The 25,298-nt window shown below is 41.1% G+C and carries 25 protein-coding genes; 8 read left to right on the top strand and 17 right to left on the bottom strand.

Annotated elements, in window-relative coordinates:
• Nucleotides 1–82: 82 nt before the first annotated feature.
• The 5 genes from cxpE to F899_RS11155 all read left to right on the top strand — a co-directional run bounded on the left by cxpE (nt 83) and on the right by F899_RS11155 (nt 6,477).
• The gene (cxpE, locus tag F899_RS11170; protein WP_005222810.1) at nt 83–1,303 is read left to right on the top strand and encodes a chloramphenicol efflux transporter CxpE; all 1,221 of its coding nucleotides are present in this window, start codon (nt 83–85) and stop codon (nt 1,301–1,303) included.
• Between the two features lie 14 nt (nt 1,304–1,317).
• Nucleotides 1,318–2,022, top strand: a complete 705-nt coding sequence (gene hda, locus F899_RS11165) for a DnaA regulatory inactivator Hda (protein ID WP_004815088.1) — start codon at nt 1,318–1,320, stop codon at nt 2,020–2,022.
• Nucleotides 2,023–2,145: 123 nt separating this feature from the next.
• Nucleotides 2,146–3,453 carry a rhombotarget A gene (gene rbtA / locus F899_RS11160; RefSeq protein WP_005222809.1) on the top strand — a complete coding sequence of 436 codons (1,308 nt, stop codon included), beginning with the start codon at nt 2,146–2,148 and terminating at the stop codon, nt 3,451–3,453.
• Complete coding sequence (locus tag F899_RS15825; RefSeq protein WP_005222808.1) at nt 3,437–4,015, top strand: hypothetical protein; 579 nt, start codon at nt 3,437–3,439, stop codon at nt 4,013–4,015. The genes rbtA and F899_RS15825 overlap by 17 nt, the downstream gene beginning before the upstream one ends.
• An 11-nt stretch (nt 4,016–4,026) precedes the next feature.
• The gene (locus tag F899_RS11155) at nt 4,027–6,477 is read left to right on the top strand and encodes a CSLREA domain-containing protein (RefSeq protein WP_005222807.1); all 2,451 of its coding nucleotides are present in this window, start codon (nt 4,027–4,029) and stop codon (nt 6,475–6,477) included.
• 90 nt (nt 6,478–6,567) lie between these two features.
• Here the strand turns inward: F899_RS11155 and F899_RS11150 are convergent, their stop codons facing one another.
• The 5 genes from F899_RS11150 to F899_RS11130 all read right to left on the bottom strand — a co-directional run bounded on the left by F899_RS11150 (nt 6,568) and on the right by F899_RS11130 (nt 9,855).
• On the bottom strand, nt 6,568–6,966 hold the full coding sequence (locus F899_RS11150) for a DUF3106 domain-containing protein (protein WP_004892165.1): 399 nt from the start codon (nt 6,964–6,966) through the stop codon (nt 6,568–6,570).
• Entirely contained in the window at nt 6,956–7,273 is a 318-nt protein-coding gene (locus F899_RS11145; protein WP_004815094.1) for a hypothetical protein, read from the bottom strand. Before F899_RS11145 ends, F899_RS11150 begins: the two co-directional genes overlap by 11 nt.
• Nucleotides 7,270–7,884, bottom strand: a complete 615-nt coding sequence (locus F899_RS11140) for an RNA polymerase sigma factor (RefSeq protein WP_004815096.1) — start codon at nt 7,882–7,884, stop codon at nt 7,270–7,272. The genes F899_RS11145 and F899_RS11140 overlap by 4 nt, the downstream gene beginning before the upstream one ends.
• Before the next feature lie 168 nt (nt 7,885–8,052).
• Nucleotides 8,053–8,829 carry a TrmH family RNA methyltransferase gene (locus F899_RS11135; RefSeq protein WP_004892167.1) on the bottom strand — a complete coding sequence of 259 codons (777 nt, stop codon included), beginning with the start codon at nt 8,827–8,829 and terminating at the stop codon, nt 8,053–8,055.
• A 51-nt stretch (nt 8,830–8,880) separates the two neighbouring features.
• Nucleotides 8,881–9,855, bottom strand: coding sequence for a class 1 fructose-bisphosphatase (locus tag F899_RS11130; RefSeq protein ID WP_004892169.1), 975 nt, complete (start codon nt 9,853–9,855; stop codon nt 8,881–8,883).
• 181 nt (nt 9,856–10,036) lie between these two features.
• On the opposite strand from F899_RS11130, the gene F899_RS11125 reads away from it, so the two are divergent.
• The gene (locus F899_RS11125; protein WP_004815102.1) at nt 10,037–10,222 is read left to right on the top strand and encodes an NF038105 family protein; all 186 of its coding nucleotides are present in this window, start codon (nt 10,037–10,039) and stop codon (nt 10,220–10,222) included.
• A 78-nt stretch (nt 10,223–10,300) separates the two neighbouring features.
• Here F899_RS11125 and pal read toward each other — a convergent pair whose 3' ends face one another.
• The 8 genes from pal to F899_RS11090 all read right to left on the bottom strand — a co-directional run bounded on the left by pal (nt 10,301) and on the right by F899_RS11090 (nt 17,926).
• Entirely contained in the window at nt 10,301–10,873 is a 573-nt protein-coding gene (pal, locus tag F899_RS11120) for a peptidoglycan-associated lipoprotein Pal (protein ID WP_004815103.1), read from the bottom strand.
• Nucleotides 10,874–10,913: 40 nt separating this feature from the next.
• Nucleotides 10,914–12,197 (bottom strand): Tol-Pal system beta propeller repeat protein TolB, encoded by a 1,284-nt coding sequence (gene tolB, locus F899_RS11115; RefSeq protein WP_026056787.1) that lies wholly within the window; start codon nt 12,195–12,197, stop codon nt 10,914–10,916.
• A 204-nt stretch (nt 12,198–12,401) separates the two neighbouring features.
• Nucleotides 12,402–13,640 carry a cell envelope integrity protein TolA gene (gene tolA / locus F899_RS11110; RefSeq protein WP_005222803.1) on the bottom strand — a complete coding sequence of 413 codons (1,239 nt, stop codon included), beginning with the start codon at nt 13,638–13,640 and terminating at the stop codon, nt 12,402–12,404.
• Between the two features lie 3 nt (nt 13,641–13,643).
• Nucleotides 13,644–14,093 (bottom strand): protein TolR, encoded by a 450-nt coding sequence (tolR, locus tag F899_RS11105; protein ID WP_004815110.1) that lies wholly within the window; start codon nt 14,091–14,093, stop codon nt 13,644–13,646.
• On the bottom strand, nt 14,093–14,791 hold the full coding sequence (tolQ, locus tag F899_RS11100) for a protein TolQ (protein ID WP_004892180.1): 699 nt from the start codon (nt 14,789–14,791) through the stop codon (nt 14,093–14,095). Before tolQ ends, tolR begins: the two co-directional genes overlap by 1 nt.
• A gap of 27 nt (nt 14,792–14,818) precedes the next feature.
• Nucleotides 14,819–15,226 (bottom strand): tol-pal system-associated acyl-CoA thioesterase, encoded by a 408-nt coding sequence (gene ybgC / locus F899_RS11095; RefSeq protein WP_004815113.1) that lies wholly within the window; start codon nt 15,224–15,226, stop codon nt 14,819–14,821.
• Between the two features lie 225 nt (nt 15,227–15,451).
• Nucleotides 15,452–15,847, bottom strand: a complete 396-nt coding sequence (locus tag F899_RS15435) for a hypothetical protein (RefSeq protein WP_005222800.1) — start codon at nt 15,845–15,847, stop codon at nt 15,452–15,454.
• 741 nt (nt 15,848–16,588) lie between these two features.
• On the bottom strand, nt 16,589–17,926 hold the full coding sequence (locus tag F899_RS11090) for an amidohydrolase (RefSeq protein ID WP_171063885.1): 1,338 nt from the start codon (nt 17,924–17,926) through the stop codon (nt 16,589–16,591).
• Between the two features lie 360 nt (nt 17,927–18,286).
• On the opposite strand from F899_RS11090, the gene F899_RS11085 reads away from it, so the two are divergent.
• Both F899_RS11085 and F899_RS11080 read left to right on the top strand, forming a co-directional pair.
• On the top strand, nt 18,287–19,516 hold the full coding sequence (locus F899_RS11085; RefSeq protein ID WP_005222795.1) for an acetamidase/formamidase family protein: 1,230 nt from the start codon (nt 18,287–18,289) through the stop codon (nt 19,514–19,516).
• 247 nt (nt 19,517–19,763) lie between these two features.
• Complete coding sequence (locus F899_RS11080; protein ID WP_005222793.1) at nt 19,764–20,480, top strand: hypothetical protein; 717 nt, start codon at nt 19,764–19,766, stop codon at nt 20,478–20,480.
• Nucleotides 20,481–20,504: 24 nt separating this feature from the next.
• Here the strand turns inward: F899_RS11080 and F899_RS11075 are convergent, their stop codons facing one another.
• The 4 genes from F899_RS11075 to F899_RS11060 form a co-directional block, all read right to left on the bottom strand.
• Nucleotides 20,505–21,473 carry an IS30 family transposase gene (locus tag F899_RS11075; protein ID WP_005804963.1) on the bottom strand — a complete coding sequence of 323 codons (969 nt, stop codon included), beginning with the start codon at nt 21,471–21,473 and terminating at the stop codon, nt 20,505–20,507.
• Nucleotides 21,474–21,596: 123 nt separating this feature from the next.
• Complete coding sequence (gene ruvB / locus F899_RS11070) at nt 21,597–22,604, bottom strand: Holliday junction branch migration DNA helicase RuvB (RefSeq protein WP_004815124.1); 1,008 nt, start codon at nt 22,602–22,604, stop codon at nt 21,597–21,599.
• Between the two features lie 244 nt (nt 22,605–22,848).
• Nucleotides 22,849–23,451, bottom strand: coding sequence for a Holliday junction branch migration protein RuvA (gene ruvA / locus F899_RS11065; RefSeq protein WP_004815126.1), 603 nt, complete (start codon nt 23,449–23,451; stop codon nt 22,849–22,851).
• Between the two features lie 117 nt (nt 23,452–23,568).
• Nucleotides 23,569–24,909 carry a deoxyguanosinetriphosphate triphosphohydrolase gene (locus tag F899_RS11060; RefSeq protein ID WP_004815127.1) on the bottom strand — a complete coding sequence of 447 codons (1,341 nt, stop codon included), beginning with the start codon at nt 24,907–24,909 and terminating at the stop codon, nt 23,569–23,571.
• Between the last annotated feature and the right edge of the window lie 389 nt (nt 24,910–25,298).

The following is a 25,298-nucleotide window of genomic DNA, read 5'->3' as shown; positions in this document are numbered from 1 at the left end:
TATGTTATTTATGTCCTAAAATGCTATCTTTATTCAAATATTTTACTTTTTATAATGATTAATAGAGAAAAGGCAAGACTTTATGGTAGATCGTACCTTACGTCGCATTTTTATCTTGGCTGGTATCGCCTTGATTATTTGGGTGTTATACCTGCTTAAGCCTGTTGTTGTTCCATTTGTCGTCGCATTTTTTATCGCCTATCTATTTAGTCCTTTGGTTGATCGTTTACATCGTATTGGTCTGCCGCGCTGGCTCTCTATCAGTATTGTTTTTATCGGGATCGGGGTGGTGCTGACCCTAGCCATGTGGTACTTGGTGCCGTTGGTGTGGAAACAGTTAATGTATGCCCGCGACAGCATTCCTGCTGGAATTCACTGGGTCAATTATACTTTCCTGCCATGGTTGTCTGATACCTTTAATCTCGTGCCAATGGAAATTGACACCAACCAGATTTCCAGTGTGGTCATGGATTATGTCCAGACCAATTATAGTGCCGACAGCATTCAGGCAATGGCCTTGAAATTGGCACAATCTGGCATTAGTTTTATTCAGATTGGTGGAACGATTGTTCTTGTTCCCATCATTGCTTTTTATTTCCTGCTCGACTGGGAACGCATGCTCGACAGCATGCGCCGACTCATTCCACGTCCATACGAGCGTAGTACTTTGGAAGTTGTTGGTGAATGTCACGAAGTTTTGGGTGCATTTGTGAAAGGACAATTTCTGGTCATGGTATTACTAGGCGTTGTTTATGCCGTCGGTTTACAATTGATTGGCCTGGAAATCGGCCTAATCATCGGGATGGTCGCGGGCCTTTGCAGTATTATCCCGTATCTGGGTTTTGCAGTTGGGATTATTGCAGCAGTAGTGGCGACTTTATTCCAGTTTGGAATTGACTGGTGGCAACTGGTTCTAGTGGGTATTGTATTCATGGTGGGTCAGGCGGTAGAAGGCTATATCCTGCAACCATTCCTGCTTGGCGATAAAATAGGCCTGTCACCAGTCGCTGTGGTATTTGCCGTATTGGCAGGTGCTCAACTGGCAGGATTCCTGGGTATGCTGATTGCCTTGCCAGTCGCTGCGGTGATCGTTGTATTGCTGCGTCATGCCCGTGAATTCTATGAAAAAAGTGCACTCTACGATAATAGAACCCTCATCATCCAAAAAGCCTCTACTGGCTCTATCAATATTGAAACCCCTAATGTAGATGTAGATATTGACCTGAAATCGCCTCATGAGAAAGCACTGCAAGCAGATGAAAAATCGAGTAAGATTGAAAAAACCCAGCTTAAAGATGGATAGGCCAAAAAATAGATATGCGTCAATTGCAACTTGATATTGAACCCCAGCTCGATGCCCGAATCAGTGATTTTTCGGGTCCGGGATGGGGGCATGTAATTGATGCGATTCGCCAGCTCCATGCGGGTCTGATTAATCGTTTCTATGTCTATGGGGGTGCGGGAACAGGTAAGAGTCATTTGCTTTCTGCTATTTGTGATTCTTATCTGGAAGTGGGGAAAACTGCAATTCAGGTCTCTTTATTGGAACTTTTGGATGCGCCTACAGAAGCCATTACCTCACTTGACCGCTATGATCTGGTAGCTTTAGATGATATTGAAGCGATTAGTGGCGTACCCCACTGGCAAAAGGCAGTTTTTCACTTAATTAATTATAATAATGAAGGCGGTGGTCAGCTGGTTTTTTCTTCAAGGTTTGCTCCGATTGAACTTAAGCTGGAATTACCGGATTTACAATCTCGTTTGACCCAAGCGGTAAGTACGCGCGTTCCGAACGGAAGTCTTTATGCTGACCGTTTTGCCTTGGTATCATCAGTATTGGATAGACGTGGGATTCATCTGGATCAGCAAATTTTTGATTACCTGTTGAGTCATGGTCCGCATCAGACCTCAGTACTTTTACAAACACTTGAACAAATTATTCAACTTTTAAAGGGCGAAAAACTTAAAGTGAGTAATGCTAATTTAAGGCAGATCTATGCATTGATTGACGAATATCGATAAATAATAAAAATTCTTGAGTAATTACTCAAGTTATGACAGATTAGAGCAAAATAATTCAAATATCGCTAGAATGATGCGATTTTAGAATAAAAAGAAAGAATATAAAAAAATTAGGAGAAGGTCATGCTCAAGAAGAGCTTAGGCATTGTTTTGCTATGTATTATGGGGCAGGCATACAGTGCTGAAATTGTCGTCACCACCACTGAAGATATCGTCAGGGATGATAAAGAATGTTCCCTACGTGAGGCCGTGCAATATATTAATCAGGGGATGGATAAGCCTTATCTGGGCTGTGGGGATGACAAGCCTGTTCCTGTTATTAAGTTAAAAGAGAAGGAAATTTATAAGCTAAATTCTCCATTACAAATAATACGCTCTATGTATATCCATACCACTTATGAAAAGAAGATGGGGGATAACCTAGAGGATGGTTTGAGCAATGCAACTATAAGAATTATGGACAATCTGCCTGCTAATACCTTGGGCGGAATTTTCAATATTGCTAATTCTGAAACAGTTTCAGAAAAAAATCAGACCGTATCTGTCAGACTGCGTGAAGTTACACTAGAAGGATGTGGTGCTATCAGTTGTAAAGTGAGCAAAGGGGGCTTAATTTATAACCAAGGTAAGCTCACCCTAGAGTATGTGAAATTACATCGCGGTATGGCCAACGATGGAGGCGCAATTTATATCGCTGGCATAAATAAGACCGATCAAACTAAAAATGGTAGCCTCACGGTTCAAAACTCCTTACTCGAAAACAATACAGCGAATGAAGGGGGGGCTATTTATAATGAATTACCAAACTTCCATATCAGGCAATCTGTAATTAGTAAAAATACAACGACAGCTACAAGTTCTCGTTCATCCAATATTTATACTGAAGATGTGTTATCCAATGAAGAAACTGATGTACTTGTTTTGCCACAATCTTCAATTTACAGTTCTACTCTGTATGGAAATACAGGGGCAGCAGTAACTATTCTTGATGCTATTGCTATTAATAACACCACAATTATAAATAATTCAATTGGGGTCAAGTTTGATGTAGTAAACAAACCTGGTTATCTAGCAAATAGTATTGTATTGAATAATCCAGGGAGTACTTCTGCTAACACTGATCAGAACTGTCAATTTAGTTCTGAGCAAGTCAAAATGAGTTCCATTTTGCAGAATAACTTGGTAGGGAATTCCTGTGGTACGGGAGCTTCTATTTATGCGAATGAAATTCTGGATGATGCTTATACGGTTCTTGCTGGTGATCAGTTAGAGGGCAAGTGTCCGAATATTACCACTTCAGCAAATGCGATTTTATGCCCCTATTTTAAAAATGAAAAACAATTTTTGGGGTATTTCAGGCCAAGAATCCTGATGACATATACAAGTTTGAATACCACTCCAATCTTGAATAAAGGTGAACAGAAATACTGATAAAACTAAAGCTGGATGTGTAGGTTATGACCAGCGTGGTAAGTCACCATTCGGTAAATGTGATCGAGGAGCAATCGAAATCCAGGATTCCAGAGATACGAGTCTGGTGGGACAGGATTTACTGATTGGTAAGTTAAATAATCAGGTGGCCCGGATTTCTATCATAGAAGCATTAGGTGATAGCGATCTTCTGCCTAAAGAGAAATGTAAGGAAGTGGTACTAGACCATCCTCAGGGTGAAGAATGGCAAGACGGCTGTTTACTGATTGAACAACAGGCTCATGTAAGTTCTAAGGGAACCGTTTCTTTGGATTTGGATGGTAATTTGGTTTATACCCCAAGAAACCCTAAAGCAGGCGCAGATCTATTTACTATACGTGTAGTGACTACGATGAATCGTTTTGATTCAAATGCAGCTTATCTTCCAATTCGAGTAAATATCGTAATGGAAGCAGAAAATAATATGAAAAGCGATAAGGTTAAAACATCAGGTGGGGCAACCAGTATATTCTGGCTGGTACTATTGATGGGCGGCTTGACCTGGCGAAAACTAAAAAAATAATTTGGAAATATATGATGAAGAATTATAAAAAAGGACTTTTCACAGCTGTCTTTTTGTCGACTATGTCATTGATGGCAGCTGAAAGTAGAATTATCCAAGTAACGACGACTTTGGATATAGATGATCTTAAATCATGTTCACTACGACAAGCAATCAGAACAGCTTATGAAAATAAAAGTTATGGAAGCTGTAATGTAGGCAATCGTTTACCTGGACAGCCTGATTATATTCAGTTAGAAAAAGGTGAATATATACTTACTCGGGGTGAGCTCAAGTTAAATTCACCAATATCTTTGTATGGTGCATTACCATTTGATGAGCAGGCTAAAGATTTATTAAAGGGAACTTTCCCGGCCCAACAGCCAATTCAGACCAGTATTAATGCACAAGGCCAGTCACGAATTTTCAATACGGTTACTTCTGGAACTACACTTGAAATTAATAATATTGCGCTAAAGAATGGTTATGCCAAGGCATCTAGTACCGATCGTGGCAATGGTGGAGCTTTATTTATTGGGGGAATAGTCAAAATCTACAATTCCGCCATTCTCGATTCCAAAGCGGATAATGAGGGCGGAGCGATCTACTTTGTCGGTAGTGATAGTGAAAGAACTGTATCTCTCATTAAAACCCTGATCATGCGTAATCATGCACCACTGGGTAGTGTCTGGGCAATGGATTGTGAGCGTAAAGGACTACCAACGACCTCACCAACTAGTATCAGTCATAGCAGTATTGTCGAGAATGGTAATTATCAAACGGGAATGAGTTCCAGCACAAGCATTATTGATTATTGTGGCGCAGGCAGTATTGATATTCATGCTTCTACTATTGCTAAAAATAGGGTAGATGAAGAAGATGGTGCAATTATTCAGTTCAGCTCTCGTGCTGAAAAGCCTCTTAATGGTTTAGCTTTATTAGGTTTAGTGAGTAATACGATTGTAGAAAATGAAGCTGCTGCAACCCTCTTATATGATGATAAGGGAATGAAAGCATTTAACTCTAATATATTGGCATTTAATACCGGTCAATCCTGTAGTTATGCCTTAAATGGAGGGAATACGGCAGATCAGTCAATTAATATGATTCTGACAAATAATGCATTAGATAGTACATGTACGGTTCCGGCCGTAAAATTAATAGATGCTGCGAAAAACATCATCATCCCTGCAGCCATAGAACGTTCAGAATTGCTCTCGGATTATAAACCTGCCTCTCCATATAATATATATTTGCCACTGTATTACCCTATAGATAAAAACAGTAATACAGATTTTGTAAATGCTGGACATCTTAACTGTAGTGAAAGTGATCAGCGTGAAATTTTCCGTGTTTCGAATGGAACATTATTGCTCAATCCAGAGAATGCCAATACCTGCGATATTGGTTCTGTTGAATTGATGCGCCTAACTGCAGCGGATATACAGTCATTAAGTAATATCGCATATAGTGAAATGATTACTGTTTATGAAGATCGAATCCAGCAGCTGAAAGCTATGCTGGATGATCCTGGAAATGCACCAAGAAAATTGCAAATTCAGGCTGAACTCGATGACTTTAATTCTTTATTAACAAATACGAAAATATCTGCAAAATACCGTGCAATTTATATCGATCCATTTGAATTGGCATTACCTAAACAAATTGAAAAAGATGGTGAACTACGAAATAAACCATTTGATGCAGATCAGTATTCGATAAGTACTCAAGCCAAAGGTGTAGGAAAATTGGATGCCAGTGCTACAGGTGGAACTAACTTATTTCCTTTTGGTCCAGACGAACAACAAGTATGTGAATGGGTGCCTGAGCTGAAACGTATTATGTTTTACCGTAAGGATGGTGCTATCACACCGCCTGGTGTGAGTGAGTATTGTGTTTATACTCTTACAGAGAATCTTTCCGATAGTGAAAGAGCGAATGGTGTAGTGGCAGAAAGTTCATCGGGTGTATTAGCTGCAACCTTTAACAATATTGCACCTGTAGCTAAAAATGATATTTATACCATTCGTCCAGAAAATGATTTAAGGGTAGAAGTCAATCCATTAAGTAATGACTTCGACGATGATGGACCAATGGATAATTTAGCGCCACAATACAGGAAAACTCCAACTCATTTGGATAACACGGCAGCACCTATTCGCTTTGAAGATATTGATCCTTCATTAATCAATATGTATGCAGAACGTGAGGGAGTATGTCTGGATGGAACGACGAGTGAGAAATGTTATGGTGGTAAAATTACTTTCGAGATTAAAAATAATTTAAGTCAGTTTGATTATCCAATTAAGTATCACTATTATGATACAGAAGGTATAAAGTCAAATACTGCAACTATTATTTTAAGAAATAGCGCGAAAAATACCAATAGCGATAGCAGCGGTGGCGGTGCCATTAATATCATTGCTTTATTCGGTCTGCTTGGCATTGCAGCTTATCGTTCACGTCGTTTATTCAAGAGCTAAAGCATTATAGAAACAATAAAAAAGCCTCAATTGAGGCTTTTTTAATATCTTTTATTTTTGGCAATAATTTTAATAGTCGGGCTGGGAGAGTTAGTTTTCAGCAACTATCAAATGTTTGTTGAAATATTCTTCACGAATCACAGGGCGTTGTTCAGGCGTTGCTTTTTGCATACGTGAAGCTAACTCTTTGCGTTCATGAGAACTCATTTTCTGCCAGGTTTCGCGCATCTTTTGCTTTTCAGCTTCGGGCAGTTGGGTAAACCAGTCCATGCGCTGTTGTAAGCTTACGCTTTGCTCTGCAGGAAGTTCTTTTAAGGTCTGATAACGCTTAATTAAAGCAACCTGTTCTGCATCTGAAAGACTATTCCAGGTTTCATTGACTTGTGTATCAGCATCTTTGGAAAAAATCCAAAAACGCTCAAATCCGGCAAAGCTGGTTTGCAGAAAGCCGAATGCACAAAATGCGAGTGCTAGTTTTTTAGCTGCCATGTGGAACCTGGTCCTCACCTAAAACCATTAACATTTCTAAGTCTTCAACCATTTGGGGTGAAAGCTTAGGTACGGACACTACCTGGGTTTGAGGCTCCTCTTGGTTAGCGACATTTGGTAAAACAACAATACCTGCAATGGCAGCTGCAAGTGCAAAACCTGACATTTTGAAGAATGCAAAACGAGAATGCTTGGTCTCCTGAATTTCTTCAAGAACACGGTTCATCACAACAGGTTTGTCCTTATGCTGCTGTGCCATACCATCAAGTTTGGAAGTTACTTTTTTTAAGAAATCATCTTGATTCATTCGGATGACCCTCCCAGAAATGGATTTAAATGTGCAAGTGAGGCACGCAGACCCTGGATTGCACGGTGATAGTGAGTTTTCACACTGCCTTCGCTGCAGTTCATAATTTGTGCGGTGGTATGCGTATCAAAGCCTTCCCATGCACGAAGCATGAAAGCCTGTTGCTGACGAACAGGCAATTGGGCAATGGCTTGCTGAATTTCTTCGGCTGTAACGGCTTGATCCAGAAACTCCAATGGGGATGGCGTTGCTTCATCGACGACATCATTGAGTTCGGCATCATCGTCATCGAGCTGAACTTTTTTAAAAAATGAAAATGGCTGATTACGACGCATTTCTTTACGTCGCCAGTCCTGTAACTTGTTATTTAAAATGGTGTAAAACAGGGGATACCATTCTTCAGTGGATCGGTCTGCATAGGATTTATGCAGGGAAATAAACGCTTCCTGGACCAGATCCATGGCAATGCCATGCTGGCTTTGGGTCGCACTTTCCATCATCACCAATGCACGACCCGTTACGTCTTGCATAAAATTCTTCAGGCGTGACTCAGCTGTACTCTTTAGAGTACTGGCATCTTGCGACTGAAGCTGTTTTGGCGCTAAATCCATAGAGATGGAAAATCCTGTCATTGGATACCCACCATTATTTTCAAGTACATGTCTATATAACGTTGAAAATAATGGTTTGGTTGACATTACACTTGATTATTTTTTCTAGTGTAATCTATTTTTTATGCAGGTCGCTGAGAAATAAAATAAAGTAACTTAAATGTGTGATCAGATACGTTGACGGACCATTTCAAAGAAACAGATTGAACCTGCAATGGCAACATTCAGTGATTCCTGACCGCCTGGTTGAGGGATAGTGACGGCTTCGGCATGTTCCAGTGCATAGTCAGAAACGCCTTGACCTTCATTGCCCAGAATCCATACACAGGCCTTACGCAAATCTTTGCTATATAAGCTGCTAGAACGGTGAGAGCTGGTCACATAAACAGGAATCTTAAAGTTATTAAGCACTTCTTCTAAAGTGACATTTTCAAAACACTGTAAAGAAAAATGTGCACCCATTCCTGCACGTAATACCCGTGGAGACCAGAGCGATGCAGAACCTTTGGTGCAAATGATCTGATCAATGCCAGCCGCAGCAGCTGAGCGGAGCAAAGTACCGACATTGCCCGGATCTTGAACATTTTCAAGAATCAGTGTGTCTGCGGTGAAATCCAATGCCTGACTAGAGCTTGGAATATCCACGATCGCCATGCAGGCAATCGAAGTCCCTAATGTACTCAAGTCTTTATATAAAGATTCACCAATAACAAAAACGACACCGGTGTATTTCTGTAAAATGATCTCAAAGTCCGGATGTTGCAGGGCATGTTCGGTGGTGAAAATAGAATTGATTTTCTTGCTTTCATGAAGCCATGCAAGACAAAGGTGTGTGCCTTCAAGCACAGTTTGTCCTTGCTTTTTTCGATACGAATTCTGTTCAATCAAGCCACGCAAGTGCTTAATTTTAGGATTATCTTTAGATTCAAGGAAGATCGTTGGCATGGGAGAGAAGTCCACGGCAGTCAGCAGAACGCCAACTGCCGTTTTTAAATATTAGTTATGGTAGCTAGTGACAAGATCCACTTCGTTTTTCGAACCGATGATCACTGGAACACGCTGATGCAAGTCAGTAGGCTGGATGTCAAGAATGCGAACACGACCAGTCGTAGATGCACCACCTGCCTGTTCCATCAACATACTCATTGGATTTGCCTCATACATCAGACGTAAACGGCCAGCTTTTTTCGGATCTTTCAGGTCATATGGATACATGAAGATACCGCTACGACACAGGATACGGTGAATGTCGCCTACCATACATGCAACCCAGCGCATGTTAAAGTCTTTTTCACGAGGACCAGTTTTGCCTGCAAGAAGTTCATCGATATAACGTTTTACAGGTTCTTCCCAATGACGTTGGTTTGATGCATTAATTGCATATTCTTTAGTATCTGCAGCAACCTGAATATTTTCAGAAGTCAGCAGGAATTCCTGGGTTTCTGGATCGAAAGTGAAAAAGATTGTACCTGCACCTACAGTCAGTGCCATCATGGTAGATGGACCATACAATACATAACCGGCTGCAACCTGATTGACACCCGCTTGCATGAAGTCTTCTGCCTGAGTTACAGCATTCTTAGCAGGTAAAATCGAGAAGATGGTGCCAACACACATATTGATATCAATATTGCTTGAACCATCAAGTGGATCGAACAATACCAGGAACTGACCATTTTCCTGTGCAGGAGTGAACTCATCCAGTTCTTCAGATGCCAGACCACCTACATTTGGATGAATTTTTAATGCATCGATCAAATAGTCATTAGAGATGACATCCAGTTTTTTTTGTTCTTCGCCCTGAACGTTCTCATGCTGAGCACTGCCCAATACGCCAGCCAATGCACCTTTTTGCAGTGCTTGATCAATTGTCTTACATGTATTTGCAATTGTTTCAATCACTTGTGCAAGTTCAGGTGTGAGATTCCCAGTTTTTTGCTGTAAAAATTGGGAAAGGCTTAGGTAAGACATGTCAGAAAAACTCCGAATAAAAATTTATCAGAATGATAAAAATGTAATTGGGCTATATTTTAGATGAGAACGAGGTAAAAGAAAAATTAAACTGAGACTATTTGCTATGATTTTACACTTGCAAGTCCGCTAGAAAATGCTATGTTGATTAAAAGGAAAACATAGGTTCAGGAGCACAAATATGACAACATTAAAGTTTGATGCGACTCCTACGCCGAGCGAAGCCATTAATTTAGATGAAATTTCTGAAGATAAGATGAAGGAAGCCTGGAAGGCTTATGAGGCTAAGCCGGAGTATAAAGAGTTCAATAAACACGACATGATTGAGTCGATGCAGCATCCCGAGGACGAAGAAGCTCAACACTAAAATATTTTTCGCATTCAAAAAAAGCACTCATCAATGAGTGCTTTTTTATTTGCAGAACTGAGAACAGTTCCGGCAGTTTTATTTGAGTAGTGGTGGAACCGCTTCGTAGTTAATTTCTACACGACGGTTTTCTTTCCAGGCATTTTCGTCATGACCTGGATTCACTGGCATTTCTTTACCATAGCTCACCGCTTCAAGTTGACCTGCATTCACGCCAGTTGTTATCAGGAAGCTTTCTACCGCTTTGGCACGACGTTCACCAAGTGCCATGTTGTATTCACGTGTACCACGTTCATCGGTGTGACCTGTCAAAGCAACACGTGAATTCGCATTTGCCATCAGGAATTGGGCATGGGCTTGCAGGGTAAGAAGATCGTCATTTGACAGTTCGCTACTGTCATAGTCGAAGTGCACCACACGTTTTGCCAGGTAAGCTTTATTTTCAGCAGTCACACCTTTAGAAGATGCACCAGCCATGCTTTGTGCATTTAGTGCAGCATCTTCGCTCAAACCTTGAGTGTCGACAGTTGTTGCTGAACCTGTGCCAAGTTCACCAGTTTGCGTTTGTGTTGCCGGTTTACGGCTGGCACAGCCAGTCATCACTAGTGCAGCAGCCAGTAATGGAAGTGCGAATAATTGTACTTTTTTCATCTTCATCTCCATGAAGTTTTGAGTATGTTGAAGTAATGGATTATTTAGGTGCCCAAGCTGGTTCACGAACTTCACCTTGTTCACTTGGCAGGTTCATACGGAAACGGCCATCAAGTGACATGATCGATAGCAGCCCACGTGAACCTTCACGTGTTGCATAGACTACCATCTGACCATTTGGTGAGAAGCTTGGTGATTCATCCAGACTGGTAGGCGTGAGGATATTATTCACACCTGAATTCAAGTCTTGAATGGCAACTTTGTAATTACTGCCACTTGGACGGTGAACTAATGCCAGTTTTTTACCATCTGCGCTTAAAGTACCGCGAGCATTGAAAGCACCACGGAAAGTAAGACGCTTGGTTGCACTGTTGGCAAAATCATAACGATAGATCTGTGGTGAACCGCCGCGGTCAGAGGTAAAAATAAAAGATTTGCCATCTGGTGCATAACGCGCCTCAGTATCAATCGCTGAGTCATTTGTCAGTCGTTTTAACTGGCGAGTTTCCAGATTCATTTCATAGATTTCAGGATTGCCATGCATAGAAGCTGTAAATAGCATGCTCTTACCATCTGGGGAAAAACTTGGCGCACCATTGAGACCACGGAAGCTGGCCAATTTTTCACGTTGACCAGTTGCCAGATTTTGTAGGTAAATTGCCGGACGTTTGGTTTCAAATGAAACATAGGCAATCTTTTTCGCATCTGGTGTCCAGGCTGGGGACAGGATTGGATCACGTGAAGTCAGGATGGTTTTTGGTTGTTCACCATCGGTATCAGCAATCTGCAGGGTATAACGCTGATCAGGTGTCGCAGGATTGCGCAGTACATAAGCAATACGGCCGCTGAAATCGCCCGGAATACCGGTCAATGCCTGGAAAATGGCATCACTGATCATGTGAGCAGCTTGACGGGTGCGTGTAGCCGGTACTGTTAACAGTTCATTCAATAGATACTGTTTTTTCTCAATATCATAAAGCTGATATTGAATTTCATAAGAACCATCAGCATTGGTTTTGGATGAGCCTGTTACCACATAAGGGACACCTGCAGTCGCCCAGGCATCCGCATTCGGATTATTCAGGGTTGCTGTTGCCGGCAGGTTTTTTGAAGCACTAGTAAACTTGCCAGAACGGTTCAGGTCATTTTCCACAATCGGGTAGATGCTCTGGTCCTGACTGAATGGCACGATCGCAATCTTTGGAGCTGCTTCAGGAGCCTTGGTAATTTCAAGATGCAGTTGCGCCTGTGATTGTGTTGCAGTCAGTGTGCCCAGCGCAGCGAATATGGCAAGGCAGAGTAAGTGTTTGCGCGTTTTTTCCATCATTCGTTATTTACTCAAATCAACGGATTTATTGTGAATATGATTGCGTTACATCATCGCATGAATTTGGCTGAATGAAACCGCTCAGCAATGATCAAACTGTTATAACACTGTGAAAAGTGAATATTATTTTGCCGCTTTTTGCTGAAGTTTAACTTAAAAAAATAAAAGCCATAACTGTTTTTCAGATTATGGCTTAAATTTTCATTGTGCAGTGAAGGTAGAGGTGAAACTCCGGGCTTCACGCCGTGCATCTGGATCTGATGGCATCGGGTAGGGTGCAGCAGCACGAACTGCGGCTTCTACACTGGCTTTCATGTCCGGATCGCTAGCATTCACGATCACAGAAACCACAGAACCGCTGTCACTCAGGGTAACGCGGGCAGTCGCTTTCTGACCGGAAGAACCAGTAGGCGTATCCCAGGCACGCTTGATCTTATTTTCAAAGTCGCGTTTTGCTGTAGAGGCAATCCGTTTTACTTCAGCTTTTTTCTGGGCAGCTTCTTCAGCAGCCTGTTTAGCAGCAGAAGCCTTTGCCTCAGCTTCAGCCTGTGCTTTAGCTTCGGCATCCGCTTTAGCTTTTGCATCGGCAGCAGCTTTATTTTTGGCGGCGGCATCCGCTTTAGCTTTAGCATCTGCTTCGGCTTTGCGTTTGGCCTCAGCATCGGCTTTCGCTTTTGCAGCGGTATCCGATTTTTCCTTGGCAGCGGCATCTGCTTTGGCTTTCGCGGCAGCATCAGCCTTACGTTTTGCTTCGGCATCCGCTTTCGCTTTTGCATCAGCGGCAGCTTTATTTTTCGCAGCAGCATCGGCTTTTGCCTTAGCAGCAGCTTCAGCCTTGGCTTTCGCCTGTGCATCCGCTTGCTGTTTAGCTGCTAAGTCAGCTCGCTTTTGTGCTTCTAGTTTTGCTTTTTCTGCAGCAGCTGCTTTCTGCTGAGCTTGCTGTTCTGCACGGCGGGCAGCTTCTTGTTCAGCTTTTGATTTATTTGCAGAATCAGCTTTTGCTTTAGCAGCCGCTGCCTTGGCCTGTTCTGCAGCCTCAGCACGTTTTGCTGCTTCTGCTGCTTGTTGTTCAGTCTTGCGTTGTGCTGCTTCTGCGACTTTCGCTTCTTGTGCGGCCTTTTGAGTATCTACTTTTGGTGCCGGTGGCGTCACTGGAGGGGCAGCAGTTGGAATTACTGGGGCTGCTTCCGTAGGCTCAGCAGTCTGCGTGATCTGTTCTGCCACATTTTCATGGGCAGTTTCATCAAACTCGGTTTCTTCACGTGTGACCGGTTTTAGGTCTTCAGGATTTACCAGTACAGTTTTAATCTGTTTTGGCGGTTCCGGCGGTTTGCTCATCCCCAGATAAAGTAATCCCACCAAAGCGACTGTATGGACTCCGATCGTGAATCCAATCGCAAGCACTTTCTGCTTAGAGGGTGGCTTTTTGAAATCTTTCATAAATTACTTTATAGGGGCGGTAAGCAAGCCGACTTGTGCGAGACCGGCATCCTGTAGGGCAGACATGAGTTTCATGACTTCGCCATAAGGACGAGTCTCACTCCCATTAATCAAAACGCTAAGCTGTTTGTTCGCAGTCTGTGCTTCATTTTGTGCATTGGTCAGGACTGTTTTTAATTCATCGAGCGTTAACACATCATTTGCGTGATTTTTATCTTCTAATTTAATCGTACCATCTGCTTCTAAAGTCACGATGGCAGGGCGGTCCTCAGCTTGAATCGGATTGCTATTGGCTTGTGGCAAATCAACCTTAATACCGGTAGTAATCATAGGTGCCGTCACCATAAAAATCACCAGAAGCACCAACATCACGTCAATATAAGGCACGACGTTCATGTCACTTTTCAGTGGTTTTTTAATACGCTCAAAGCGTCCTGAACGTTGAATAGCCATTAGTCATTGTCCTGAGGCTGGCCAAGTGACTGACGTTGTAACAGGGCCACCATTTCTTCTGCGAACAGGGCACGATCAGAATAAACTGCTTCACCTTTAGCTGTGTAATGGTTGAATGCCAGGACTGCTGGAATGGCAGCAAATAAACCAATTGCGGTTGCAATTAAAGCTTCCGCAATGCCTGGCGCTACAGTTGCTAGCGTGACCTGATCCATATCTGCCAGACCAATGAAAGCATTCATGATGCCCCAGACTGTACCGAACAGACCGACATAAGGCGCAACTGAACCGATACTGGCCAAGGCACCTAAGCCATTTTCCAGGCTACCCTGATCACGGCTTAAGCCCACGCGCAGAATACGTTCAGTGCCTTCAATCGACTGGGTAGTAGAGGCATTGCGTTTTTTCAGTTTAAGAAACTCACCCAGGCCCTGATAGAAAATATCTTCCAGACCAGTACGTTTAGAGTTCAGCTGAGCATTGTTATAAAGCGTATTCAGTTCAGCGCCAGACCAGAAGATCTTCTGAAAATGTTCATCTTCTGCCTGTGCTTTTTTGTAGCCCATGTAAAGCTTGGCAATCAGATACCAGCTATACAGAGATGCCAGTAAAAGAGACAGCATAACCAGTTGTACGACAGGGCTTGCTTGTAAAATAAGATCTGATACTTGTAGGGATGATGCTAACTCGGTTGCCATAGTGTTTACATGTGCCAATTCATTTTTTTAATCTTGTTCCAATTCTTGTCGAATCAGGTCGCGTATTTCATCAGGTAGGCGACGTGGACGCATATCAGCGCCGATACAGGCCAGCTCTACCTCACCCGATGCAAGCATGATTTCACCACGATAAATATTTTGTTGCAATACAAAAGATGAAGCTTTAAGTGAAACGACACTTGCAGTGACGGTAATTAAGTCATCCATCATAATAGGACGCGAATATTTCACGTTAATTTTATGTACAACAAAATTGTAATCTTTTTGATGCCAGTAGTGGCTGATGCCTGATGCACGCAGCCATTCGGTACGTGTACGTTCCATAAAGCGAATATGATTGGCGTGATAGACAATGCCACCCGCATCTGTGTCTTCAATATAAACGCGGATATTGAATTCAAATTTATTCGCCATAATGCTTTTCCATTGGTTTTACATGCAGATTAATGCTGCTTTCTGCACCTAATTTTGAGCTTAGAATTTGCCAAAATCAGGCTACAAGTCAAGTGATATCAGGCTGGGCAGTTTAGCATACTGACTTCTTTGACCAATGGCACAAGATTTCAAAGACGTGAAAAATTTTACCTGTAGGGGCGGTATTAGAGAGACCGCTAGCGATAAGAACTAATCAATTAATTTTTAAACAGTCCTGCACTGAACTGGATGATTGTCATGGTGGCCTTTAAAGAAAATGGATTGCGTATCGCGGTTTATGGACAGTACATAACTTGGACTGTTATGAGGGTGATCACGATCTACCCAGCGAATTTGAGGAAGTTGAAGTAGGGGTTGAGCGTTGACGTAAGTCACTGAAGCTTCACCATTCCAGCAGGAATTTTTGGCACAGATGGAGACATGTTTATGATGATCGACTGAGATTGTTAATTTATCTGGTGAAGAACTAGATGGGTTTTTAATACAATTTGGATGCGGGCAAAGACTTTGCAAAATTGCATTATTGCACTCCCAGACATCTTGGGCAGAAGTTATTACTGGATATAAAATAGCGCAGGTCGCTAATAAGAACACTTTCATGACTTAATCCTCATTGAATACTTTTTTATAGTCTTAGAATGCCTATCTGCTGATTTTTATTTATATTTTAAAAAGGATGTATGGAAGAAAATTTAATCAGAATAGACAGTTTAAGCTTTATATTTTTTCTGAAGAATTTTAATCAATTTTTATTTTAAGTGAGTATTGCTTCTCATTTTTTAAATTTAAAAGTTTTATATAGACCAATCAATATCTTCAGAGAGAGGATTTGTAGCGAACGGTAAAGAGTAAGCATAATATGTAATAAAGAATTAAAGTTTTAAATCTTATAATATATTTAACATGCTTGAATATTAGACGATAAGAGAGGAGGTATTGAAGCAAAAATATATTTGAAAATACAAGTTATTTAGACAGCTTTTAAATAGATGAATGGCATGCTATTAAATAATAGCTAAAATAAATTAATCTCATTTTATACAGTTTTTAATTAAACTAATTGAACAACATTAAGAATCACTAGCAAAAGGTAAGTAAATCACCTGTTCTGATTTAAACACTAAACTCTAATTGCTTTGATCTGTTTTTTTATTATAAAAGTTCATAGACTGATTTTCTTTCTAAGGGGAGCTGAAAATAGTACGGTAAATATCTACCTATGATTATTCCGGAATATAAGAGAAGAGAGCTGATGTTTAAATCAGAACAGATAAAAAAGTGTTGTATAGAAAGATGAAAAAATGAATGAGTTCCAAAACTCATTCATTTGGATACATCAGATTATTTTTTCTTTTTCCAGTTGGCCTGGACCTGTTCAGCTACTTTCGGGTAGTCGAGGACAAAGCGAACATGACTTTCTACACCGGTTTTCAGGGTCGCATCATCCACAATGAAATTCGGGTTATGGTTTGGTGCGGCCTGCTTGATATCCTGATCGGCTGGTGTTGCTCCAACAAACACAAACAGGGATGGCATCAGCTGGCCATAGTAAGCAAAATCTTCACTAGCGCTAGCATTGTTGTCTAAAACATGCAGTTTATCTTCGCCATGCACACTCGCCAATGTCGGGCGCATCAATTCAGTCAAAATTTTATCATTGGTGGTGACCGGTGCATAGGGAGAAATTTCAACCTTGACCTTGACATCGTTGGCAGCAGCATTGTGTTCCAGCATTTTCGGCAAGTCTTTTAAAATGCCTTGACGCACATCTTCACTATTGGAGCGGATGGTGCCAACCATATTGACCTGATCTGGAATGACGTTACCTATTGTACCGCCCTGAATGCTGCCAATACTGACCACGCCCATCCCTTTAGTCAGGTCGGCTTTACGGCTGATCAGACTTTGTAAATTGGTCACCATCTGGGCAGAAGCATAGATCGGGTCTTTCCCTGCCCAAGGCATGGAACCATGTACCTGACTGCCATTCACCTGAATACGTAGATGATCGGCACTATTCAAAATCGCGCCATCTTTATAGAAAATATTGCCACTCGGCATACCTGCCATTACATGCATCCCGAAAATCACTTCAGGTTTTGGATTATTCAAGGCACCGTCGGCAATCATTTTACGTGAGCCAATCTGATCGCCATGGGTGAAATTATCAATATCTGCACCACCTTCTTCAGCTGGCTGGAATACAAACACCACTGTTCCTACAATTTTATCTTTATTGGCGGCCAGAACTTTGGCTGCCCCTAGGAGCATGGCAGTATGTGCATCATGACCACAGGCATGCATCACATAAGATTCTTTGCCTTGATAAATCGCTTTTTGCTTGCTGGCGAAAGGCACAGGTGCAGTTTCCTGGATGGGTAAGGCATCCATATCCGCACGCAGGGCCATGACTGGACCCGGTTTTGCACCTTTCAAAACTCCAATCACACCGGTTTTGGCATAGCCTTTACGTACTTCAATACCATAGGTCTTCAGTTCCCTTTGCACCAGTTCGGAGGTTTTAAATTCCATATTGCCTAGTTCCGGGTGTTGGTGGATATGCTGGCGTAATTTGATGGTATGAGCTTCAGCTTTCTGCACAGAATTATCAATCCAGTCTGCCAGACTCATCTGACTGGCAAACGCAAGTGGAAGACAAAGACAAAGCTGCTTATACATATTCATATCTGGGGAGAACCTTAAGAATCGGAGATGGTTAAAAGGATATTCTAGAATGGCATACTGGCTTTAAATTAACCAAAACCTGCACGGTATATAGTCAATACTTCTAAGGTATAAAGAGGGAGTTACCTTGCTGTTTAAGGAAATTATTCAGTAAGTTTTATTGTAATTTTATGTATCACAGGGACATGTGGTTTTTCTCTCTTCATATACCTGCTTTCTATATTGAAATTTATTCAAAGAAGTATAGATCGATCAAATGATTAAATTTTGAATATTTATGATGGGGTATGTACCAGATTGGCATTGGGATTGCATGAAGTTCGCTTGCATTAATTTTTCATGGAATTTGAACATATGTTAAAACCTTTAGCTTTGTCTCTTGCTGTTGCAGCAAGCTTTTCTTTTATTTCTGCACATGCGGTAGCTGAAGATTTTAAAATTTTAAAACAGCTTGAAAGTAAACCAGTCTTACTCAAAAGTGGGGAATATAAAGGGAATTATTATGTTCCAAGCACCTTGAATACCATCACTTGGGGCTATTTACCTAACAAAGATGCCAAACCTGTGTTGACCATTCCATCGGGCAGCACTATTACCTTTGATACAGTTTCGCATGAAGGCTTGCTTGAAGACCAAGGGCGTGATGCTGAAAAGTATTTCACTTCTAAAGGTGTGAAACCTGAGCATATTTTGCCTGAAGCGAAACTAATTACAGGTTCAAAGCTGAAACACGATTTCCATAAAGACGGTCCACATATTATTACCGGACCTGTCTATGTTAAAGATGCGATGCCAGGTGATATTTTAAAAGTCGAGATTTTAAAGGTTGAGCCACGTGTGCCGTATGGTGTGATTTCGAACCGCCATGGCAAAGGCACATTGCCTGAGTTTCCTAAGCGTCAAAAGCATGATCATGCATCGCCTGCAAACCCAGAAGCCTATGGCAATGTTTCCATCTTTACTCCAATTGAAAAGAATAAAGAGGGTATTTGGGAAGGCGTTTTAAAAACCGAGTCAGGCAAAGCAATTCGTTTCCCATTGAATCCATTTATGGGCACGATGGGTGTTGCACCAAATACGAGCGACCCTGTGCATTCTGTGCCACCATCGTTCTATGGCGGTAACATTGATATTAATGATTTAACCGCAGGTGCAACGGCTTACTATCCAGTTCAAGTACCGGGTGCGTTGTTCTATACGGGTGATAGTCATTTTGTTCAAGGTGATGGTGAGGTCGCATTGACCGCACTTGAAGGTTCTGCACGTGCGACCTTTAAAATTACGGTATTAAAAGCGGGGAGTGACAAGATACCAGGTAAATCGTTGAAGCAGCCTTTGGGTGAAAATGATGAGTTTTGGATTACACCAGGTTTAGATGAAGACCTTGATGAAGCGATGCGTAAATCAACGCGTGAAGCGGTACGTTTTCTGGTTGATGAATATGGGATTTCAGAAGAAATTGCCTATGCGTATTTAAGCGCTGCGACGGATTTTGAGGTGTCTCAAGTGGTCGATAAAACCAAAGGGATTCATGCCATGATTCGTAAAGCGGACTTTAAGGAGTTTAAGAAAGAAGAAAAATAAGCAGAATAAAACTTAGAAAAAGGTTTGTGCTTTTGCCAACTGATTTAGACATGGTCAGTTGGCTTTTTCTTTTGTAGTAGGAAATAGCAAAGTATGAGGTAACATTATTTAATTTTTATATATTTTGAAGAATTATGATAAAGTTTTACTACTATAAGCTAAATCATATAAGACTATCTTAATGGGTTTAAGAAGTAATTTTTTATCATAGCTTTTTTAATAATAATTAAATTTTTATGGGGTGAGAATGACGCAAAGAAAAAATGATAAATTTAGTCTAACGCTAAAACTTTTAATAGGCTTTTTAATCGTTTGCCTTTTTATATTGTTTTTATATTATGCATCAGTCTATCAAATTGCTATAAAAGAAAATGCAGTTGCATCGACGCTATCAAATATGTATGTAGTGGCAGCTACACTATTTACACCGATAGCAGCTTTGATATTCGTAAAAGACTGGAAAGAACAGCATAATAAAAATTTAGAAACGGATTTTGTTAAAACCGCTTTAGGTCATTTACGAAAAGTTGAGATACTCGAAAAACAAGTAAATATTGCCGTATCTGAGCTCCGTAATGAATGGAAAGAAGAAGACTTTGGACATTCATTTTTAGCTTTAAAAAATATTGATAGACAAGAATTATCTCAACAGTCATTTTTACTTTTAGAGTCGTTAAAAGAATTAGAGATTTTAACTAAAGACCCAGAGATTTCTATTATTGTTGAAACATATCAGGATTTTAATTTCGTATATGTACTTACTTTAGGTATGATAGGTTTAGTTGTAGATCGAGATAACTTTAAAGGCGATGAATCTAATTTTAATGATTTAAAAGAAATACTGAATATATCGGCACCTACTAAAAATGTGAAAATTGCCAATAAAAAATTATATGAAATTTTTGTTGGGACGGTTGAGTTAGGGATTAAATTAAAATTATTTATTTTATTAAAAGCAAAATAAAAAAGCAGCCTAAGCTGGGCGAATTCAAACATGAGGTGCGACAGTTTCAAAAGCCATATGATAATCAACAAGCTGAGCAAATTTCTCTAATGGTGTAAGCCAATCTAACGCCTTTCTAGGACGAGTATTCAGTGACATGGCAACTTGATTTAAATAATGCTGATCTGCCTGATTTAAATCAATCCCTTTAGGTAAATATTGCCTAATTAAACCATTCATATTTTCGCATGTGCCTTTTTGCCAAGGTGAATGTGGGTCACAGAAATATACATCTATGCCTAAATCTTCTTCGAGTATTTTATGTTCTGACATCTCGCGTCCACGGTCATAGGTCAACGTTTTACGCAGTTCTGCAGGTAAATATTTCAGAGCTTCAGTTAAAGCCTTGCGCACTGATTCTGCCTTTGCATCAGGTAATGTTGCCAAGATACAGAGCCGTGTATTTCGTTCAATAAGTGTTGCTATCGAACTTTTATTGTCTTTACCTTTAATTAAATCAGCTTCCCAATGACCCGGTATTTTTCTTTCTTGAACTTCGGCTGGGCGCTCATGAATAGTTTTAATATCCTGTAATATAGAATCTTTTTTAGGTTCACCGTTAGCTTTTCGCTTTTTATTTTCATGACGCAGACAGGATAATAAGTCTTTTTTCAACTCACCCTTTGGTAATGCGCGTATCGTTGAATAAATCGTTGTATGGCTTACATTCATTGTTTGATCCAAATCAGGAAATGTCTTTAAACGCTTTGCTATTTGCTGAGGAGACCATAAACAACGGATCGCTTCAACAATAAATTTCCAGAGGATTGAATCGATTTTGAGTTTTCTGTGACCACGTCTACGTCTAGCGAAGGTGTTATCAGAAGCATATCGAGCTTGATAAACGTCATTGATGCTATTTCTTTTAAGCTCACGATAGATCGTACTAGGATGTCTTTTAATGAGTTCAGCAAATTTTCTGGCTGAAAAGCCTTCTTTTCTTGACTCAAGCATTAATGCAGTACGATCTTCAAAGTTAAGATGATGGTATGACAATTTTATATACTCCATAAACCCTTTAAATTAATTAGGTGGTTTATGTCGCACTTCAAGTTTTACTCTGCCCTGCTTTTTAAATCACTTATCTTTTGGCTCAGGCGGTGTTAACCCAAACTGCAAATACGCCATATTAGTTGCTATACGACCACGTGCAGTACGCATGACATACCCTTGCTGAATCAAATACGGCTCAATGACATCTTCCAACGTGCCTGAATCTTCAGCCATCGCTGCAGCCAACGCTTCAACACCGGCAGGACCACCATCAAAACGTTCAAGCAGCATCGACAAATAACGGCGGTCGAGCGTATCCAAACCATCTTTATCCACATTCAGCATATCAAGTGCACGTTGTGCCATATCTTGAGTGACTTCGCCTGTACCTTTGACTTGAGCATAATCACGCACACGACGGAGTAAACGGTTGGCAATACGTGGTGTACCACGAGAGCGACGAGCAACTTCAAGCGCACCTTCATTAGTCATTGGCACATCCATCAAACTCGCTGAACGTTTCACAATATGGGTTAAGTCTTCAACTGAATAGAACTCTAGACGCTGCACAATCCCGAAACGGTCACGCAGCGGAGAGGTGAGCAAACCTGCACGTGTGGTAGCAGCTACCAAGGTAAATCGCGGTAAATCCAGTTTAATCGAACGTGCCGCAGGACCTTCACCAATCATGATGTCGAGTTGGTAATCTTCCATCGCCGGGTAAAGAATTTCTTCAATGACGGGTGAAAGACGATGAATTTCATCAATAAATAAAACGTCACCTTCCTCTAAGTTGGTCAGCATGGCTGCCAAGTCACCCGCACGCTCTAAAACTGGTCCAGAAGTCGACTTTAAGTTACCACCCATTTCACGCGCGATAATATTGGCCAGCGTGGTCTTGCCCAGACCGGGAGGACCAAAGATCAGGGTGTGATCCAGGGCTTCTTCACGGCCACGGGCTGCACCGATAAAAATTTCCATTTGCTCACGAACCACTGGCTGACCAATGTAGTCATCGAGGGAGGTTGGGCGAATCGCACGATCAAACTGATCTTCGGGTTTTTCAGAACCACTGATGAGACGGTCTTGCATATCTTTTGAGTCTTTCTCTATGGTTTATTTGAGGTGAATAAAGTCATAGCCTCAAAATACGCTTGGAATTTTTATGCCATTGTGCAGGCATACTCTTACTTTTAACAGGGCAAAAGTAACAAAACCCTTTGTTAGATTGAGGATATGTCCCTATATCCCAATCTAACAGCGACATCCATGTCGCTAGTCAAGTATTGAAAATAGGAGAATAAACAAACTTATTTAACATTAAGTCATTTTCCTATTATTTATTCATCGACTTTAATGCCGCACGGATAATATCACTGGCTTCAGTAAAATCACCTTTGGCTGCATTAACCAGTTTTTGGGCTTCCAAAGGTTTGTAACCCAATGACTGTAATGCAGCTTCCGCTTCTGCCACTGCAGAATTGCCAGTAAATTGAATTTGCTCAGTGGTAGAGTTGCTTGATGCTGTACCTGAAGCCATGGCTTTAAAGCGGTCACGTAATTCAATCATTAAACGTTCTGCAGTTTTCTTGCCTACGCCGGGCACTTTCACCAGTGTATTCACATCTTCATGTTCAACGGTATGAATCAGCATTTCTACACTCAGGGTAGACAGAATGCCAAGTGCCATTTTAGGGCCAACGCCGTTCACCTTTAATAAAGTACGGAAAATGGTTTTTTCCTGGGCATTGATAAAGCCATAAAGTAACTGGGCATCTTCACGCACAGCCAGATGCGTCCATAAGGTAATTTTCTGGCCTTTTTGCAGCTGGCAAAAGGTAGTCAATGGCGTATCAATTTCATAACCGATACCATTTACATTCAACAAAACAGTCGGTGCTTCCAGTGCCAGCACTTCACCAATCAGACATCCAATCATTTTTTATAAATACTCAATTTCAATACGGGCATATTAGTCAGCATTCGGGCCAAAGGCAAAATACTGCAAATCAAAAAGTTGCGATTTGTCGAGATTATCAGCAAATCGTGTAAATCATTAAATTAATCCAGCTTTATTGCCATGCAGTTCCTGAGCCAGGTTATAAGCCTGATGATCCGAAAACTTGGAAATAATATCCAGTACCTGCATGATATTGTCATAATGATCTGCATGGAACTGTGCACCTGAACGGTTCAGAATCGCCATCAGGCGCTGTTCCTTAAAGCTCAGGTTTTTATGGGGTGTGGTTAAGGGAATAAAGGCATCCAGAATGGTTTGCAGACTCTGATGGGCAATAATTTCCAGACCGGCTTTTTGCGGATGTTCAAAGATTTTGTCTCTCGCCAGTTCTTTGGCCCGGTTAATCCCGATCTCTATGTCTGAACTGCAATAACCTAGCAATGAGCCTTTTAGCTGACCCATCAAAATTTCCTGCTGGTGATGGGCAAATGCCGTCGTGACTTCAGCTACCAGACGTTTCATTACCCGACCACGCAGGGCAGCAATTTTTTGCTGCCAGGTTGTATCCGGCATCCCGATCTCGGAAGGTGTTCCATAATCGCCTAACAAGTTTAAAAATACTGGTTCTACTTCGGCATAGCTGAGCATATTCAGACTGATGCCATCTTCGAGATCAATCAGGGCATAACAGATATCATCGGCAGCTTCGAGCAGATAGGTTAGGGGATGACGACAGTAGCGATATTCACCCAGCTGTATCAGTCCAAGCTGTTCAGCAATTTCTTTTAAAATCTCTTTTTCAGACTGATAACAACCAAATTTCGGACGATGGCTGGCTGGCGTATTGCCAGTAGGATCGATGGTCTGAGAGAGCCATGGATATTTCAAGTAAGCACCTAAAGTGGCATAGGTCAAACGCATACCGCCATCGTTAGGATGATAGTCAATCTTGGTCAGCAGGCGCAGACCTTGAGCATTACCTTCAAACTGACGAACATCGGCTTCCTGCTCCGGACTTAAGTTTTTCAGGAAATCAGTATGAGAGGCATCATCAAACCATTCACGAATAGCGTATTCACCGGCATGGCCAAAAGGCGGATTACCAATATCATGTGCCAGACAGGCAGCCTGAATGATGGCACCGACATCGGCAGGAGAAATCCAGGGAGGTAACTGATCCTTGATTTTTTCCGCAGCCAGCATACCCAGGGAACGCCCAATACAGGACACTTCCAGTGAATGGGTTAAACGGGTATGAATGCCATCATGCTGAGTCAGAGGGTGGACCTGGGTTTTACGATTTAGCTGGCGAAAACTTTGCGAAAAAATAATACGATCATAGTCTTTATGGAACGGGCTACGCGCCAGTTCAGAACTTTGCTTTTTGCTGCCAATACGGACAGTGGAGAGTAATTCCAGCCAACGCATTTGAGTCATTTATCATTATTCAATCAATTCTTTAACGCATGATGCCAAAAATGGAGCTAAAAATATATGGAGTTGCGACATAAGTTGCCGTCTTAAAGTGAGATAAGAGTAAAGAGTTTTTAAAAGATGATTTTAATATTGAGATACTTCAATAGACGACAAGAAATATTTATTTTCAAATAAAGGGAGTTTTTTTAAGGTATTCGGCACACTGAAGCAAGTAAGAAGGTTTAATTCTAGATAAATTTGTTGTTGAAAAATAATACAATTTTGCGACTAAAAATAAAACTTTAACGGTTTTGATTTTTCTGCAAGAAAATGTGTTAATCTAATCGACTACATTAAATTTTTTTAACTGAAAATAAAAGTATTATTTTAAAAATCCTGATAGTTTAGCG

The organism is Acinetobacter sp. CIP 101934 (assembly GCF_000369585.1).
Lineage (GTDB): Bacteria > Pseudomonadota > Gammaproteobacteria > Pseudomonadales > Moraxellaceae > Acinetobacter > Acinetobacter schindleri.
This window is presented reverse-complemented; position numbering and strand designations above follow the sequence as displayed.

Excerpts from the sequence above, each read along its gene's own strand:
- cxpE (WP_005222810.1), top strand. The coding sequence starts at position 83 with ATGGTAGATCGTACCTTACGTCGCATTTTTATCTTGGCTGGTATCGCC.
- hda (WP_004815088.1), top strand. The coding sequence starts at position 1,318 with ATGCGTCAATTGCAACTTGATATTGAACCCCAGCTCGATGCCCGAATC.
- rbtA (WP_005222809.1), top strand. The coding sequence starts at position 2,146 with ATGCTCAAGAAGAGCTTAGGCATTGTTTTGCTATGTATTATGGGGCAG.
- F899_RS11155 (WP_005222807.1), top strand. The coding sequence starts at position 4,027 with ATGATGAAGAATTATAAAAAAGGACTTTTCACAGCTGTCTTTTTGTCG.
- F899_RS11150 (WP_004892165.1), bottom strand. The coding sequence starts at position 6,966 with ATGGCAGCTAAAAAACTAGCACTCGCATTTTGTGCATTCGGCTTTCTG.
- F899_RS11145 (WP_004815094.1), bottom strand. The coding sequence starts at position 7,273 with ATGAATCAAGATGATTTCTTAAAAAAAGTAACTTCCAAACTTGATGGT.
- F899_RS11140 (WP_004815096.1), bottom strand. The coding sequence starts at position 7,884 with ATGGATTTAGCGCCAAAACAGCTTCAGTCGCAAGATGCCAGTACTCTA.
- F899_RS11135 (WP_004892167.1), bottom strand. The coding sequence starts at position 8,829 with ATGCCAACGATCTTCCTTGAATCTAAAGATAATCCTAAAATTAAGCAC.
- F899_RS11130 (WP_004892169.1), bottom strand. The coding sequence starts at position 9,855 with ATGTCTTACCTAAGCCTTTCCCAATTTTTACAGCAAAAAACTGGGAAT.
- F899_RS11125 (WP_004815102.1), top strand. The coding sequence starts at position 10,037 with ATGACAACATTAAAGTTTGATGCGACTCCTACGCCGAGCGAAGCCATT.
- pal (WP_004815103.1), bottom strand. The coding sequence starts at position 10,873 with ATGAAAAAAGTACAATTATTCGCACTTCCATTACTGGCTGCTGCACTA.
- tolB (WP_026056787.1), bottom strand. The coding sequence starts at position 12,197 with ATGGAAAAAACGCGCAAACACTTACTCTGCCTTGCCATATTCGCTGCG.
- tolA (WP_005222803.1), bottom strand. The coding sequence starts at position 13,640 with ATGAAAGATTTCAAAAAGCCACCCTCTAAGCAGAAAGTGCTTGCGATT.
- tolR (WP_004815110.1), bottom strand. The coding sequence starts at position 14,093 with ATGGCTATTCAACGTTCAGGACGCTTTGAGCGTATTAAAAAACCACTG.
- tolQ (WP_004892180.1), bottom strand. The coding sequence starts at position 14,791 with ATGGCAACCGAGTTAGCATCATCCCTACAAGTATCAGATCTTATTTTA.
- ybgC (WP_004815113.1), bottom strand. The coding sequence starts at position 15,226 with ATGGCGAATAAATTTGAATTCAATATCCGCGTTTATATTGAAGACACA.
- F899_RS15435 (WP_005222800.1), bottom strand. The coding sequence starts at position 15,847 with ATGAAAGTGTTCTTATTAGCGACCTGCGCTATTTTATATCCAGTAATA.
- F899_RS11090 (WP_171063885.1), bottom strand. The coding sequence starts at position 17,926 with ATGTATAAGCAGCTTTGTCTTTGTCTTCCACTTGCGTTTGCCAGTCAG.
- F899_RS11085 (WP_005222795.1), top strand. The coding sequence starts at position 18,287 with ATGTTAAAACCTTTAGCTTTGTCTCTTGCTGTTGCAGCAAGCTTTTCT.
- F899_RS11080 (WP_005222793.1), top strand. The coding sequence starts at position 19,764 with ATGACGCAAAGAAAAAATGATAAATTTAGTCTAACGCTAAAACTTTTA.
- F899_RS11075 (WP_005804963.1), bottom strand. The coding sequence starts at position 21,473 with ATGCTTGAGTCAAGAAAAGAAGGCTTTTCAGCCAGAAAATTTGCTGAA.
- ruvB (WP_004815124.1), bottom strand. The coding sequence starts at position 22,604 with ATGCAAGACCGTCTCATCAGTGGTTCTGAAAAACCCGAAGATCAGTTT.
- ruvA (WP_004815126.1), bottom strand. The coding sequence starts at position 23,451 with ATGATTGGATGTCTGATTGGTGAAGTGCTGGCACTGGAAGCACCGACT.
- F899_RS11060 (WP_004815127.1), bottom strand. The coding sequence starts at position 24,909 with ATGACTCAAATGCGTTGGCTGGAATTACTCTCCACTGTCCGTATTGGC.